The organism is Aquamicrobium sp. YD-1-mutant5 (assembly GCF_059509755.1).
The window spans coordinates 674,213-688,747 of sequence record NZ_JCAKKP010000003.1 but is presented as its reverse complement, the minus strand read 5'-3'; the positions used below and the strand labels follow the sequence as shown (position 1 = coordinate 688,747).

The 14,535-nt window shown below is 63.1% G+C and carries 12 protein-coding genes and 1 pseudogene; 8 read left to right on the top strand and 5 right to left on the bottom strand.

Annotated elements, in window-relative coordinates:
- Positions 1–492: 492 nt before the first annotated feature.
- Complete coding sequence (locus AC5XE7_RS07745) at positions 493–1,086, top strand: TetR/AcrR family transcriptional regulator (protein WP_495365512.1); 594 nt, start codon at positions 493–495, stop codon at positions 1,084–1,086.
- Between the two features lie 178 nt (positions 1,087–1,264).
- Positions 1,265–1,546, top strand: coding sequence for a helix-turn-helix transcriptional regulator (locus AC5XE7_RS07740; protein WP_495365511.1), 282 nt, complete (start codon positions 1,265–1,267; stop codon positions 1,544–1,546).
- Here the strand turns inward: AC5XE7_RS07740 and AC5XE7_RS07735 are convergent.
- From AC5XE7_RS07735 to AC5XE7_RS07715, 5 genes and pseudogenes are all read right to left on the bottom strand, one after another.
- Positions 1,512–2,755, bottom strand: a pseudogene (locus tag AC5XE7_RS07735) (tyrosine-type recombinase/integrase). The gene AC5XE7_RS07740 and the pseudogene AC5XE7_RS07735 sit on opposite strands and share 35 nt — an antisense overlap.
- A gap of 293 nt (positions 2,756–3,048) precedes the next feature.
- The gene (gene guaA, locus AC5XE7_RS07730; RefSeq protein WP_495365510.1) at positions 3,049–4,611 is read right to left on the bottom strand and encodes a glutamine-hydrolyzing GMP synthase; all 1,563 of its coding nucleotides are present in this window, start codon (positions 4,609–4,611) and stop codon (positions 3,049–3,051) included.
- A gap of 76 nt (positions 4,612–4,687) precedes the next feature.
- Positions 4,688–5,344 (bottom strand): 5'-methylthioadenosine/S-adenosylhomocysteine nucleosidase, encoded by a 657-nt coding sequence (locus tag AC5XE7_RS07725; RefSeq protein ID WP_495365509.1) that lies wholly within the window; start codon positions 5,342–5,344, stop codon positions 4,688–4,690.
- A gap of 100 nt (positions 5,345–5,444) precedes the next feature.
- On the bottom strand, positions 5,445–5,903 hold the full coding sequence (locus AC5XE7_RS07720; protein WP_239800067.1) for a PaaI family thioesterase: 459 nt from the start codon (positions 5,901–5,903) through the stop codon (positions 5,445–5,447).
- Between the two features lie 79 nt (positions 5,904–5,982).
- The gene (locus AC5XE7_RS07715; protein WP_495365508.1) at positions 5,983–6,615 is read right to left on the bottom strand and encodes an HAD family hydrolase; all 633 of its coding nucleotides are present in this window, start codon (positions 6,613–6,615) and stop codon (positions 5,983–5,985) included.
- A gap of 230 nt (positions 6,616–6,845) precedes the next feature.
- On the opposite strand from AC5XE7_RS07715, the gene AC5XE7_RS07710 reads away from it, so the two are divergent.
- The 6 genes from AC5XE7_RS07710 to AC5XE7_RS07685 all read left to right on the top strand — a co-directional run bounded on the left by AC5XE7_RS07710 (position 6,846) and on the right by AC5XE7_RS07685 (position 14,531).
- Positions 6,846–8,246: an MATE family efflux transporter gene (locus AC5XE7_RS07710; protein ID WP_495365507.1), complete on the top strand. Its 1,401-nt coding sequence runs from the start codon at positions 6,846–6,848 to the stop codon at positions 8,244–8,246.
- Positions 8,247–8,468: 222 nt separating this feature from the next.
- Positions 8,469–9,773: a nicotinate phosphoribosyltransferase gene (gene pncB, locus AC5XE7_RS07705; RefSeq protein WP_280198867.1), complete on the top strand. Its 1,305-nt coding sequence runs from the start codon at positions 8,469–8,471 to the stop codon at positions 9,771–9,773.
- A 9-nt stretch (positions 9,774–9,782) separates the two neighbouring features.
- A complete protein-coding gene (locus AC5XE7_RS07700; RefSeq protein ID WP_495365506.1) occupies positions 9,783–11,195 on the top strand; it encodes a hypothetical protein in 1,413 nt (470 codons plus the stop codon).
- Positions 11,196–11,359: 164 nt separating this feature from the next.
- Entirely contained in the window at positions 11,360–12,664 is a 1,305-nt protein-coding gene (locus AC5XE7_RS07695) for an ABC transporter substrate-binding protein (RefSeq protein ID WP_239800062.1), read from the top strand.
- A gap of 32 nt (positions 12,665–12,696) precedes the next feature.
- Positions 12,697–13,578 (top strand): branched-chain amino acid ABC transporter permease, encoded by an 882-nt coding sequence (locus tag AC5XE7_RS07690; RefSeq protein WP_495365505.1) that lies wholly within the window; start codon positions 12,697–12,699, stop codon positions 13,576–13,578.
- Positions 13,575–14,531, top strand: coding sequence for a branched-chain amino acid ABC transporter permease (locus tag AC5XE7_RS07685; RefSeq protein WP_495365503.1), 957 nt, complete (start codon positions 13,575–13,577; stop codon positions 14,529–14,531). The genes AC5XE7_RS07690 and AC5XE7_RS07685 overlap by 4 nt, the downstream gene beginning before the upstream one ends.
- Positions 14,532–14,535 lie beyond the last annotated feature (4 nt).

Sequence of the window (14,535 nt, the reverse complement as noted above, 5' to 3'; positions counted from 1 at the left end):
ACCCCGTGCCACAACGGGAAGTACGGCGATATGCGCGCCATCTGGCACTCGCTCAGCAGAAACAAATCACCCATCACGGCCTCCTTCAGCAAAGACCGTGAATCACAGATCAAACCAAATTAATAGGTCCTGAGCCTAGTCGTCGCCAGACCAACCCGAGTCCGGTCGTAGATCAACTCGCCGAAGTTTTGGCCGCAGGGACCCGGGACGGCGCTTGGATGGTAGAGAACCCACATGTGACGGCTGTGCTACTCTCGTCCGGACTCCACGGCGTCATTGACAGAATCCTCGACCGGGGGGTTGCTGTCGATCGCTTACGCTTGAGCGACCAATTCCGTGACCTCTGTTTTCTTGGCGTAGGAATTCGTTCCGAAGCGCCAAAGTGAGGCCACTTACTTCGCAGCAAAAGCTTTTGTTCATTGATGACTTTTCGCCCCCGACGGCCTACGTTGGTCAGTGACCACGATTCAGTCAGTCGCAGAATGGGGCAAGATGGGGATCACCACCAAAGGCAAGCCGCGGACCAAGCCGGCCGAAGAGCGTCGCGAGGAGTTGATGAACTCGGCGCAGGCGCTGTTCCTTGCAAAAGGGCTGGGGCCCACAACGATCGAAGAGATCACGTCGGGAGCCGAAGTTGCGAAGGGCACCTTCTATCTCCATTTCTCCTCAAAGGAGGACGTTCACGCAGCCTTGGGCGAGCGTTTTGTCCGCAAGTATCTTTCTGATTTGGATAAGACTTTAGCAAGGGCGTCCCAATCGGATTGGCATTCGAGGCTTGCGGCATGGGCAAAAGCCGCGACCGCCGGTTTTCTGGACAACGGCTCTTTAGTCGACATGCTTTTCCATGCGCATCCGCGTCCACTCGATGGCGGTACCAATCCCATTGCCGACCATTTGACGAGGCTGCTTGAGTCCGGACGCGATGCCGGCGCCTGGTCCATCGACGATCCAGAGTTTACCGCCGTCTTCCTATTCGGAGGCATGCATGGCATCGTCGATGACGTTCTCCTCAGCAAAAAGCGTGTCAACCGGACGCGCCTGATCCAGCGCGTTCAACAGCACTTCAGCAGGAGTGTGGCAGTGTAACGCCGCCGAGATCGCCCACCGCCGTTCGGAACACTGCCCTAGAATAGCCGGCCTGTTCGCTTGGCTAAACCCGCCGATATGTACGCCACAGTGCGCTACTGCCGTCCGCTCATTTAGAAGAGCTTCCAGTTTCGACAGCTATCGTTCTCAATCGACTGACAAACGCTGGAGATTGAGCATGGCTGAGAAAGCGAGTGGACTTCGGAGAACTATCAGGCGCCAGCAGCTTCGCGAGATGGTGCCGATGGCCGACAGCACTATTTATGAGATGGAGCAGCGTGGCGAGTTTCCTCGCCGGTTTGCTCTCTCGCCACGTTGTATCGTGTGGGACCTGGCCGAGGTCGAGGCTTGGCTGATGGCACGGCGGGCTGCGCCGATCCGACAAGCCCAGCACCCTGACGTTACCAAGCGCAGAACCCGCCCCGTCAAAGGGCGGGATCAAGCTCCATCAAGGGCATAGCTTGCGGCAAAAGCGTGGGGGCATATTTCCGGCCGTCGATCCAGGCGTCCACTGCTGCATCATATGCCGACGCTGCGCCTCATACTCGGCCTTGTTATAGACGCCGCGCGACGAACGCCGGTCCTCATGCGCCAGGCACTTTTCGATCCAGTCGCTATTAAAGCCCAGCTCGTTTAACAGCGTCGAGCCCGTCCGCCGCAGATCATGAACCGTGAATGGCTCCAGCGGCAGTTCCTCCTTTTTGGCCTATTCGACGACGGCGTAAGTGACCCGATTGAAGGTCGCCCGCGACATTGGCGCGTCCGCGTCGTACCGGGAGGGCAACAGATATCGGGAGTTGCCGGAGCAGGTCTTGAGCGCGATCATGATGTCGAGGGTCTGCCGGCACAGGTAGACGTTGTGCGGCTTCGATCGCTTCATGCGCTCCTTCGGGATGGTCCAGACAGCGTTTTCGAAATCGATCTCGTCCCAAACTGCATCCTGCAACTCGCTCTTCCGCACCATGGTGAGAAGGTAGAGCTTCATACCGAGGCGGATCGTCGGCAGCGTCGCAACATGCTCGAGTTGCTTGAACATGATGCGGATCTCTGCGGGCGAAAGCGCGCGGTCCTTCGGCGTAAAGGTAGCGATCGAGGCCGGACCGACGTCATCGGCCGGATTGGCGACCTTCTCGCCGTGCAGAATGGCATAGCCATAGATCTGCTTGAGGATATCCCGCACGTGGATGGCAGTTGCGGGCGCACCGCGTTCAACGATCCTGCCGCAGTGAGCGCGTAGATCATCCGGTGTGATCTCCGTCAGAAGACGATTTCGCCATACGGGCATGAGTTCGCGTTCGAAGATGGAGCGACGCATCGCGCGCGTGCTGTCGGCCATGGTCGCGTCCGTCAGCCATTTCTCGCCGAATTGGCCAAAGCTCTTTGCTTCCTTGATCCGGCGCTTCTCCCGCTGCTTCTCGATGGCGGGAGACCGCCCCTCGGCGATCGAGCGCCGCGCGTCGATGCATAGCTCGCGAGCCCTGGCGAGCGATATTCCGTCACGGGCATATCTGCCGAGATAGACAGTCTCCCGCCTGCCGTTCAGCCGATAGTCGAGCCTGAACGAGATGGCACCCGACGGGGCGACGCGCACATACATGCCGTCACGATCAGATACCTTGTAGATTTTGTCTTTTGGTTTCAGGTACTTGAGTGCTGCATCGGTCAACATTTCGGGCCTCCTTGCGGAAAAGTACCGTCACGCGGTTTTTGCGGGCCGATGGCGTCGAAAATGCTTGTATTTCAGTGCATTAGTTCGAAAAAAGTACCGTCATTGGCCTTGTTTGACCTGACGGTACTTTCATTTTTCCGGTTGATCAATGGGGGCGAGGCCCGTCAGCTAGGCCGCCAGCCGTGATCTATGCCCACCGATAGATATCGATAGGTGCAGGGGTAATTTATTTTGTTTTCAGTGCGTTAGATCGTATCGCAGCGTAAATTCGGCGGCGTTTGGATGGGCCAAAATCATTCCCACTCGATGGTGCCGGGCGGCTTGCTTGTCACGTCGTAGACCACACGGTTGATGCCGCGGACTTCGTTGATGATGCGGGTGGCGGCGTTGGCGAGGAAGCTCATGTCATAGGGATAGAAGTCGGCGGTCATGCCGTCGACCGAGGTGACGGCGCGCAGGGCGCAGACATATTCATAGGTGCGGCCGTCGCCCATGACGCCCACCGTCTGCACCGGCAGAAGCACGGCAAAGGCCTGCCAGATGGCATCGTACAGGCCGGCCTTGCGGATCTCGTCCAGATAGACGGCGTCGGCCTCACGCAGGATTTCCAGCTTCTCGCGGGTCACGCCGCCGGGGCAGCGGATGGCGAGGCCGGGACCGGGGAAGGGATGGCGGCCGATGAAGCTTTCCGGCAGGCCGAGCTCCTTGCCAAGCACCCGCACCTCATCCTTGAACAGCTCACGCAACGGCTCGACGAGCTGCATGTTCATGCGCTCCGGCAGGCCGCCGACATTGTGATGCGACTTGATGGTGACGGAAGGGCCACCGGTGAAGGATACGCTTTCGATGACATCCGGATAGAGCGTGCCCTGAGCGAGAAAATCGGCGCCGCCGAGCTTCTTCGCCTCTTCCTCGAACACCTCGATGAACAGGCGGCCGATGGTCTTGCGCTTGGTTTCGGGGTCGCTCTCCCCTTCCAGCGCGCCGATGAAGCGGTCTGCGGCATCCACGAGGATCAGCGGCAGATTGTAATGCTGGCGGAACATGGCAACCACATCCGCAGCTTCGTTCTTGCGCATCAGGCCATGGTCGACAAGGATGCAGGTGAGCTGATCGCCAACCGCCTCATGAACCAGCAGCGCGGCCACGGAGGAATCCACGCCACCTGAGAGCGCGCAGATCACCTTCTTGTCGCCAACCTGCTTGCGGATTGCCTCTACGGCCTGCTGGCGGTAGGCGGACATGGTCCACTCGCCCTGCAGCCCGACGATGTTGCGCACGAAATTGGAAAGCAGGCGCGCCCCGTCCGGCGTATGTACCACCTCGGGATGGAACTGCACGGCGTAGAAGCGGCGCTTCTCATCGGCGATGGCCGCGAAGGGCGCACCACGCGAGGTGCCGACGACCCGGAAGCCATCGGGCAGGGCGGTGACGCGGTCGCCATGGCTCATCCATACCTGATGGCGGGTGCCTTTGGCCCAGATGCCGTCGAACAGCGCGCAATCGGCTTCGATCTCAAGAAAGGCGCGGCCGAATTCGCGCTCATGGCCGGCCTCGACCTGACCGCCAAGCTGGGCGCACATGGTCTGCTCGCCATAGCAGATGCCGAGCACCGGGATGCCGGCCTCGAAGACCTGCTGCGGCGCACGCGGGCTGCCGATGTCGACGGCCGAATGCGGGCTGCCGGAGAGGATAACGCCCTTCGGCCGGATGCGGTCGAAGGCTTCACCGGCGGACTGGAAGGGCACGATCTCGCAATAGGCGCCGGCCTCGCGCACGCGCCTGGCAATGAGCTGCGTGACCTGGCTGCCGAAATCGATGATGAGGATGGTGTCGGAATGATGGTTCGTCGTCATGTCGGGCCTTTAAAGAAGAACGTCTGCCGGCGCAATGGGTTTGTATGGCGTGGGATCCGATGCCGCAACAGGGCCTTTACGCGAGCGGGACAGAACCGTCCCGCAATGCCCCCTCAAGCCTCATCACGGCATGGCTGAGCTTTTCGTCGATGATGTGGAGATAAGCCGTCCAGTCATCAACATGTTTCAGCTCCGCCGCGCCGTCAGAAATGCCGCGGAGCGCCACCAGCGGCACCCCGAACAGATGGCAGGCGCGCAGGCAGGCAAAGGTTTCCATGTCCACCATGTCCTCGGCGACCGGGTCATAAGCCGCCCCTGAAACGATGGAAGCGCCGGTCGAGAGGGTGGCTTCCTTCACGCCCGGAATGCGCAGCGGCAGGGGCAGCGTTGCGGGCAGGTCGAGGAAGGGCGTCACGCCTCTGGGAAAGCCAAGCGGCGAAGCATCCATGTCGCGATAGGAGACCGAGACAGCCTGATAGACCTGTGCCTGCTCCAGCCTGCGCGAACCGGCAGAGCCGAGGGATACGGCGAGATCGGGAAGTTCGCCGGAACATTCCAGCCGCGCCAGTTCCGCGCCAAGCCGTATGCCAGCCTCGACAGGACCGACGCCGGTCATGAACGGCTTGAACAGCTTTTTCAGTGCCGGTCCGTATTCGGCCTCCGCCGCCATGACGAACAAAACCCGCCGGCCGGCAAGGGTGGCGGGGTGGGATGAAGGTCCTGTGCGTGTCACGTCATGCACCCCGACCCGAGATCCGCGCCTGAGCAACCCGGTGGCGCCCGCAGCCCTTCATCGTGCCGGCTGTGGTGAATCCGTTGCGCCGGCCGGCTTTTCATCCTTCGATCCCGTCACGTCCGGCAACCGTCATCATGGTGCCGGTCATGGTGGCGATCAGGCGCGCCTCGCCGTCGGCGCCATAGGCATAGGCCTGACCGTCGGCCACGGTGATGGTGCGCCCGGGCTTGGTGACGGAGCCGCGGAACAGGAAGCGCTCGCCCCTGCCGGGCGCCAAAAGGTTCACCTTGAACTCAATGGTGAGCACGCCGGTGCTTTCCGGCATCAGGGAAAAGGCGGCATAGCCGCAGGCCGAATCCAGCGCCGTGGAAATGACGCCTGCATGCAGGAAGCCGTGCTGCTGGGCGAGCCGCCCATCGTAGGGCATCTCGATCTCGACGATGCCCGGCGTCACCAGCGTCAGCTCCGCCCCTATCGTGGCCATGACCTGCTGGCGCGCGAACGACGCACGCACGCGTTCCTCGTAGTCCGGGGGCGGCACGATCTTGGCTCCCATCGCCACTGTCTCCATTGGGCTTGCCGCTTATCGCAAAGCCGTGTGCAGCAGGCAATCGGGGAAAAGAATTTAGCCGGTGCTAAAACCCGAGCTGGTGACGAAGCTCTTCGGCCGAGTTCACGACGATCGCACCCGGAGGCCCTTCCATGGGCCGCTCGGGCCAGAAGATGGTGCGCATGCCGGCGGCGAGCCCGGCGGTCGCCCCCGTCCAGCTGTCTTCGACGGCGGCTGCCTCGGTGGGATCGACCCCGACGAGATAGGCCGCACGCAGGAAGGGTTCAGCGGCGGGCTTGGGATTGATGACATCGTTGCGGCTGATGCTGCGCATGCCGGGATGAGAAAGGCCGACCGCCCTCAGATTGGCATCCACCACCAGCCGGTCGGAATTCGACACCACGGCCTGATGAATGCCCCTCACCCGCAAATCGCCATAAATCTCCAGCGCGCCGGGGCGTGGCACCAGATCGGCGACCATCGGCATATAGTGACCATATTTGTGCAGGATCCACTCCTCGAAGGGAAGCGATAGCCCCTTTTCGATACGCAGCATCTCGTAGAGCGGCGCAGCAGCGAGGCCTACCGCGCGTTCCTGAAGGTCTGCAGGCGGCTCGATGTTCAGTTCGCGCAGGGCTGCTTCCAGTGCCGCGTGATGCAGAGGCTCACTGTCGACGAGCGTGCCGTCCATGTCCCAGAAAACGGCCTTTTGGCGCATCGAAACCTTCCCTCGTTGCATTCCCGCGGGGACAATTGGACAGATACGCGCCGATGGCAACCCCTGCGGCAGGCCTCTGGAACCGGCTGGATCAATCGACGGAAATGGCGAGCCTCTTGCCTTGCACCGCACGTGAAGGCAAAAAGCAGGATGATTCCGGGACATTTCTCCTGGAATGCTCGTGCGGCTTCCGGACCCGGTCCGATGCGCCGCGATCGGAAAGAACAACAATGACCGCCATCGAAGCGGATGCGCAGGCATCCGGAAAACTCTGGCGCGAGGAAATCAGGGCAACGCTGGCACTGGCCTGGCCGCTGGTGTTGACCAATCTCGCGCAGACGGCGATGACCGCCACCGACGTCATGATACTCGGCCGGGTGGGGCCTTCCACCCTTGCCGCAAGCGCGCTCGGCGCCAACCTCTATTTTGCGCCGCTGATATTCGGTCTCGGCCTGATGCTGGCGACAGTGCCGATGATGGCGCGAGAGGTCGGGCGGCGCCGCAATTCGGTGCGCGATCTGCGCCGCACCGTACGGCAGGGTCTGTGGGTGGCCGTGCTCGTTGCACTGCCGATCTGGGCGCTGTTGTGGAACGGCGAACACATTCTGCTGGCCATGGGCCAGGAACCTGCGCTCGCTGCCGATGCGGGGCACTATCTGCGCACCCTGCAATGGGGGCTTCTGCCGTTCTTCTTCTATGTGGTGCTGCGCTCCTTCATCGCCTCGCTGGAGCGGCCGGGCTGGGCCACGGTGGTCGCCTTCATCGGCGTCATCATCAATCTCGTCGGCAATCTGGTGCTGGTGTTCGGCCATCTGGGCTTTCCGGAAATGGGCATCGTCGGCTCGGGTCTGGCCACCAGCATCGCCAATTTCTCCATGTTCATCGGCATGATCCTGGTGGTGACGCTGGACCGCAGGTTCAGGCGCTACCGCCTGTTCGGACGCTTCTGGCGCGCCGACTGGCAGCGCCTGCGCCAGCTTCTGTGGCTCGGCCTGCCGATCGCGGCCATGATGGCCTTCGAGACGACCCTGTTCAACGCCGCCGCCCTGATGATGGGCCTGATCGGAGCCTCTTCGCTCGCGGCCTATGCGGTGGTGATCCAGCTCTGCTCGGTCTCCTTCATGATCCCGCTCGGCATCAATCAGGCCGCAACCGTGCGGGTCGGCATCGCCTACGGCTCCCACAACCCGGAAGCGATCGCACGCGCGGGGTGGACCTCCTATGCCATGGGCGTCGGCTTCATGGCGCTCTCCGCGCTGGTGATGATGACGCTGCCGCGCCTTTTGCTCAGCGCCTTCATCGATGTCGACAGCCCGGCCAATGCCGAGGTGGTGATGCTGGCCACCGGCTTCCTCGCCGTGGCCGCCCTGTTCCAGATCGTCGACGGCGCGCAGGCGGTTGCCGCCGGCATGCTGCGCGGGCTGCAGGACACCACCATCCCGATGATCTATGCCGCGCTCGGCTACTGGGGCATCGGCCTGCCGCTCGGCGTAGCGCTGGCATTCCATTTCGGCTTCGATGGCGTGGGCGTCTGGATCGGCCTGTGCGCGGGTCTGGCTGTCGTTGCCGTGCTGCTTCTGGCGCGCTGGCTGCGACGCCGGCACCTGCCGGCCTTCCGCGCCATGCCCTGAGGCGGACCCTGAAGGCGAAATTTCGCGCTGCGCGCCCGATGCGTGCAGCGCGCCCTGAAAATAGGTGCTATAGCAATTCCAGCAAAAGTGCGAAGCGGTTTTGCGTTCAGGATTGCGTGAAAACAAAAGGTTAGAGCGTTACTTTCTCCGAATCGCAGAAGCCCTCTAGGAGACGCGGCGCGGCATCTTTTCATCCGGAAGCGAAGGCAAAGCTTCAAGCACATGACCAAAACCGATATAGCGCGGCGCGTCTACAATCATACGTGGAAGCTCGATCCGATCATCCGCAGCCTGCTCGACACGGATTTCTACAAGCTGCTGATGCTGCAGATGATCTGGGGCATGTACCCAAAGGTGGACGCCACCTTCACGCTGATCAACCGCACCACCTCGGTGCGCCTCGCCGACGAGATCGACGAAGGGGCACTGCGCGAGCAGCTCGACCATGCGCGCTCGCTGCGCTTTTCCAAAAAGGAGATGATCTGGCTGGGCGGCAACACCTTCTATGGCCGCAAGCAGATCTTCGAGCCGGAATTCCTTGCCTGGCTGGAGAACTTCCAGCTTCCCGACTATCATGTCGAAAAGCGCGACGGCCAGTATGAGCTGACTTTCGCTGGCCCGTGGATGTACACGACGCTGTGGGAAATCCCGGTGCTTGCCATCATCAACGAGCTGCGCTCGCGTGCGGCGCTGCGCGAATACGGCCCCTTCGCGCTCGACGTGCTCTATGCCCGCGCCAAGGCCAAGATGTGGGCCAAGACCGAACTGCTCAAGCAGCTTCCTGACATCAACATTTCCGATTTCGGCACCCGCCGCCGTCACTCCTTCCTGTGGCAACGCTGGTGCGTGGAGGCGCTTAAGGAGGGCATCGGCAAATCCTTCACCGGCACCTCCAACGTCAAGCTCGCCATGGACACGGACCTGGAGGCCGTCGGCACCAACGCGCACGAACTGCCCATGGTACTGGCCGCGCTCGCCGGCAACGAGGCAGAACTGCGGGAGGCTCCCTACCGGGTCCTGAAGGACTGGCAGCGCTACTATGGCGGCAATCTGCTGATCGTGCTGCCCGATGCCTTCGGCACGGCAGCCTTCCTGCGCGACGCACCGGACTGGGTGGCCGACTGGACGGGCTTCCGCCCCGACAGCGCCCCTCCCATCGAAGGCGGCGAACGCATCATTTCGTGGTGGCGGGACAAGGGCAAGGACCCGCGCCAGAAGATGCTGATCTTCTCCGACGGACTGGAAGCTCAAACCATCGTCGACACCTACCGGCATTTCCACGGCAAGGTGCGCATGGCCTTCGGCTGGGGCACCAACCTGACCAACGATTTCGAAGGCTGCGCGCCGGTCCCCACCACCCGGCTGAACCCGATTTCGCTGGTGTGCAAGGTCACGGAGGCCAATGGCAGGCCGGCCGTGAAACTCTCGGACAACCCCGCCAAGGCGACAGGCGACGTGGACGAGATCAACCGCTATCTGCGCATCTTCGGCAATGAGGAGCGGGTCGAGCAACTGGTCAAGGTCTGACGGCCACCGATGAACACGTCGGCCCGACAGATCGCAAAAATCGCTGCCCTGCCCGCGCTGCTGGCGGCATCCATGCCGGGCGAAGCGCTGGCGCATGCATCGGAGCGCGGCCATGTACTGCTCTTGCCGACAGGCTACTATTCCATCGGCGGCGCATTGGCGGTGGCGGCCTCCTTCCTCGTTCTGGCGCTGGTGCCGCCCCGGCTGCTGACCGGCGTCTGGTCGAAAGAACTGGTCCTGTTCCCGCTTCGCGATGAAGCGAAGATCGTGACCAGCCTGCTGTCCTTCCTTTTTTTCGCGATCCTTGTCGCCGCCGGCTTCTGGGGCAGCCGCGATCCGCTCTCCAACCCGCTGCCGCTGACCATATGGACGCTGCTGTGGGTGGCCATGGCGCTGGTGCAGGGTCTGCTGGGCGACGCTTGGGCATGGCTCAACCCATGGTACGGACCGTGCAGGCTCGTGGCGCGTTTCAGGCGCAACGACGCCGCCCTAGCTTTGCCGCAACGCCTCGGCATGTGGCCCGCGGTCGTGCTTCTTCTTGCCTTTGCATGGTTCGAACTGGTCTATCCCGCCCCGGACGATCCCGAACGTCTGGCGCGCGCGGCCGGCCTCTACTGGCTGGCGACCTTTATCGCCATGCTGGTCTTCGGCCATGACCAATGGAGCCGGCGCGGCGAATTCCTGACCGTCTTTTTCCGGGTGCTGTCGCACTTCGCGCTTCTTGGACGTGACAAGCAGGGACGCCTGATCCTGCGCTGGCCGGGCGCGCGGCTGCTGGAAACCGGGCCCTTGCCGAAAAGCGGCGTCGCCTTCGTGCTTCTGGCCTTGTCCAGCGTATCCTTCGATGGGCTCACGCACACCTTCTTCTGGATGGGCATTCTTGGCGTCAACCCGCTCGATTTTCCCGGCCGCACGGCCGTGATGGCGCCAAATACGATCGGCCTGCTGACAAGCTTCGCTGTGCTCGGAGGGGTGTTCATGCTGGCGGTCCGGCTGGGCGATGCGCTTGCCGGCCATACAGGCAGGGACGACAGCGCCGGCCTTCTGGTCTGGTCGATCGTCCCGATCGCGCTCGCCTATCATCTGGCGCACTACCTCGCCGCGCTGATGGTCGACAGCCAGTATGCGCTGGTGGCCCTTTCCGATCCGTTCGCGCTGGGGTGGAACCTTTTCGGCACCGCCCACCTGCATGTCGAGGCCGCCATCACCTCCGGCGCGGGCGCGGCATGGGTTTTGTGGAACATACAGGCCGGCGCCATCGTGGCCGGACATGTTCTGGCGGTGCTCGTCGCCCATGCTCTGGCCTGCCGCCTCTACGGCGATGCCCGGCGCGCAACCTTCAGCCAGCTTCCCCTCACCCTGCTGATGCTCGGCTATACCGTGTTCGGCCTGTGGCTGCTGTCGACGCCTTCGGCAGGCTAAGCACACCGGAACTGGCCTGCACTCGCCTTACGCAACGTAAACACGGTCTTGCATCAGCGTGCCTTTGATGATTTAGCTTGCGCGCCTAAAATTCCGTCCGAAGCAGCGAGCATGCCCCCACACGGCTCGCTATTTAGCCCCACGCAAGAACAGGAATTTCTCCCATGACCGATCGGAAGACCTTTTCCGCTACCGGAACGGCTCCGCTTACCCGCCGCACAGCCCTGAAGGGCCTTGCCGCGGCAGGCGGACTGATAACGGCCCCCGGTTTCGTGCGCTATGCGCAGGCCCAGAGCTCGGCTCCGATCCGCATCGGTTTCCAGTGCCATCGCACCGGCATCGGCGCCTCCTATGGCCGCTGGTACGAGCGCACCACCGCCGCCGCCGTGAAGCTGATCAACGAGGCCGGCGGCATCAACGGCCGTCCGGTCGAGATCGTCATCGAGGATGACGGCACCGACGCCGGCCGCGGCGCCGAGGTGGTGGCCAAGCTCGCCAACCAGCATAAGGTCGACATCGTTTACGGCACCCTGTTCTCGCATGTGGTGATCGGCTCGGCGCCCACCGCCGAGGAGCTGAAGATCCCCTATTACGTGGTCAGCGAGGGCTACCATGTTGCGTCGGGCCAGCTGAACCGCTGGTGCCTGCAGCCCGGCATCACCGACGTGCGCGCACAGGTTACGTCCGTCGCGCCATGGATCGCGGCGAACGCCGGCAAGAAAGTGACGATGATCTATCCCGATTACGCTTTCGGTTACGATCACCGCGACTACCTGCCGCCCGCCCTGCAACAGGCCGGAGCCGAAGTCGTGGCTAAGATCGCCATTCCGCCGACGGAAACCTCCTTCACCAAGTACTTCCCGCAGATCCCGTCCAGCACCGATGTGCTCTATCACGTCATGGTCGGTCCGGCCGTGCTCACCTTCGTCAAGGAACTGGGCGAGTTCTACGGAGCCAACGGCCCGCAGCTGTTCGGCTTCATCGATTCGCTGGAAGCCGTCGACCTCAACAGCCCCGGTCTCGACTATCTGGACGGTAGCCATTTCTGGGAAGGCTTCGCGCGTTATGCGCAGCCCACCGACACCGACGCCCAGAAGGCCTACCGCGCCGCCGTCGGCATCGATGACAACGGCGCCTCCGTCAACGATCCGCGCGACGTGTCGACCGCCGGCCACATGTTCGGTTGCTGGGAGACGCTCTACGTCATCAAGCAGGCGATGGAAGCCTGCAATTATCAGGGGCCGGAAGACCGGGCAAAGCTGGTCGAGGCGACCGAGGCGATCACCACCCTGCCGGAAGGCCCCGAGCACCCGCAGGGCGACAAAGTGTTCGACGGCAGGATCCATCAGGTCTTCGGCCATCAGTACATCTCGAAGATGGAAGGCGGCCGCCTCAACGTGGTTCACAAGACCTCCATCGAGGACAGCCGCTACGAACCGGAGGCGGACTACACGACGCAGCCGCTGTGATGCGCACATGCGGTGCGGGCAGGTAGCAGAGCATGGCTTTCGGACCTCACCTGCTGCTGGCGGTTCTTGAAGGGCTGGTCACCTCGGCAGTTCTGGCGCTGACGGCGCTCGGCCTGTCGCTGGTGTTCGGTGTCATGCGCGTCGTCAACGTCGCGCATGGCGAGTTCTTCATGCTGGGCGCGGTGCTGGCGTGGGCCGTGGCCACGACGGTCGGCGCAAGCCCCGCATCCGGCTTTGCCGCGGCACTGGTCATCGCGCCGCTGATCGTGGGCGTGGTGGCTCTGCTGGCGGAGCGGCTGGTGCTGCGCCGGGTGAACTACGATCCCGAAGCCACCATCGTCGCCACCATCGGCCTGCTCTACATCCTCCAGCAGCTCGCCCTCACCTTCTACGGCGCCGACGCACGGCCGGTGCCGCCGCCGTTCAACCTGCGCATCTCGCTGCCATGGTTCGGCTATTCGGCCTACAAGCTGTCGATCATCGCGACGTCGGCCGCCCTGCTCCTGCTGTCATGGCTGGTGCTGACGCGCACGCGCGCCGGCCTGATCATGCGCGCCACCCAGTACGACCGCGAAACGGCGCAGGCCTTCGGCATTCCGGTCGGGCGCGTCTATGCCGCCGTGTTCGCCATCGGCGCCATGCTTGCCGCCATTGCCGCCGTGCTGATCGTTCCGATCAGCCAGGCGCATTACCTGATGGGGCAGGACCCGCTGCTTCTGTCCTTCGCCGTGGTCATCATCGGCGGGCTTGGTTCGCTCCGCGGCACCGTGGTCGCGGCGCTGCTCATCGGCATCTCAGACGGCGTGATCTCCATGTTCTTCTCGCCGACGCTCGCCAAGCTGATCGCCACGCTGGCGGTCGCGATGGTGCTCGTGTTCCGCCCGCAGGGCCTGTTCGGCAAGGTGGCGCGGTGAAGGCGGGCGCAAGACTCTACGCCCTGCATGGCGCGGTGATCGCGGTGCTTCTGGCGCTGAACTTCCTGCTGCCTGCCTATCAACACGGGCTGATGGCGCGCATCCTCGTGCTCGCCACCTTCGCCATGGGCTACAACCTCACCTTCGGCTATGGCGGGCTGCTCTCGCTCGGCCACGCCATGTTCTTCGCCGCCGGCCTCTATGGCGCGGGGCTCTCCATCCAGCATCTGGGCTTCGGGGTGCCAGAGGCGTTCCTTGCCGCACTTGCCTGCGGCGCCCTGCTCGCACTTGTCGTCGGCGTGCTGGCGCTGCGCACCACCGGTGTCGCCTTCATGATCGTGACGCTGATGTTCTCGCAGGCCGTCCATCTCGTCATTCTCTATTTCTCCGCCTTCACCGGCGGCGATCAGGGGCTGATGCTGCGGCCTCAGCAGCGTCGCGTGGAAACGGTTCTGGGCACGCTCAACCTCACCGATCCGAACACCCGCTACCTTGTGGCGCTCGCTTTGTTCACGGTCGTGCTGTTCCTCATGCTCGCCCTCGTGCGCTCCGGCTTCGGCCGCGTTCTCGTCGCCATCCGTGAAAACGAAGAGCGCACGCGCATGCTGGGTTACGACACCTTTTCCGGCAGGCTTGCGGCGCTGGTGGTTTCGGGCACGGTGTGCGCTGCGGCCGGGGCCGCCTACGGTATCCTGTTCGGCTATGTCGGCGCGAACTTCGCTTCGGTGCAATATTCCATCCTGCCGCTGTTGTGGGTGCTGCTGGGCGGGGCGGCAACGACGCTCGGACCGCTGTTCGGCACCATCTTCATGTATTACGTAGTCGACATCGCCAGCGGCTACACCTCCGCCTACATGCTGGTGGTGGGCGTCGTCCTCATCCTGCTGGTGCTGTTCTTCCGCAAGGGACTTTTGGGCACGGTGCGCGAGCGCTGGCTGAGGTGGCTGCCATGAGCCC

What these genes read in the sequence shown, in the direction of transcription:
- AC5XE7_RS07745 (WP_495365512.1), top strand. Translation starts at nt 493, where the DNA reads ATGGGGATCACCACCAAAGGCAAGCCGCGGACCAAGCCGGCCGAAGAG.
- AC5XE7_RS07740 (WP_495365511.1), top strand. Translation starts at nt 1,265, where the DNA reads ATGGCTGAGAAAGCGAGTGGACTTCGGAGAACTATCAGGCGCCAGCAG.
- guaA (WP_495365510.1), bottom strand. Translation starts at nt 4,611, where the DNA reads ATGACGACGAACCATCATTCCGACACCATCCTCATCATCGATTTCGGC.
- AC5XE7_RS07720 (WP_239800067.1), bottom strand. Translation starts at nt 5,903, where the DNA reads ATGGGAGCCAAGATCGTGCCGCCCCCGGACTACGAGGAACGCGTGCGT.
- AC5XE7_RS07715 (WP_495365508.1), bottom strand. Translation starts at nt 6,615, where the DNA reads ATGCGCCAAAAGGCCGTTTTCTGGGACATGGACGGCACGCTCGTCGAC.
- AC5XE7_RS07710 (WP_495365507.1), top strand. Translation starts at nt 6,846, where the DNA reads ATGACCGCCATCGAAGCGGATGCGCAGGCATCCGGAAAACTCTGGCGC.
- pncB (WP_280198867.1), top strand. Translation starts at nt 8,469, where the DNA reads ATGACCAAAACCGATATAGCGCGGCGCGTCTACAATCATACGTGGAAG.
- AC5XE7_RS07700 (WP_495365506.1), top strand. Translation starts at nt 9,783, where the DNA reads ATGAACACGTCGGCCCGACAGATCGCAAAAATCGCTGCCCTGCCCGCG.
- AC5XE7_RS07695 (WP_239800062.1), top strand. Translation starts at nt 11,360, where the DNA reads ATGACCGATCGGAAGACCTTTTCCGCTACCGGAACGGCTCCGCTTACC.
- AC5XE7_RS07690 (WP_495365505.1), top strand. Translation starts at nt 12,697, where the DNA reads ATGGCTTTCGGACCTCACCTGCTGCTGGCGGTTCTTGAAGGGCTGGTC.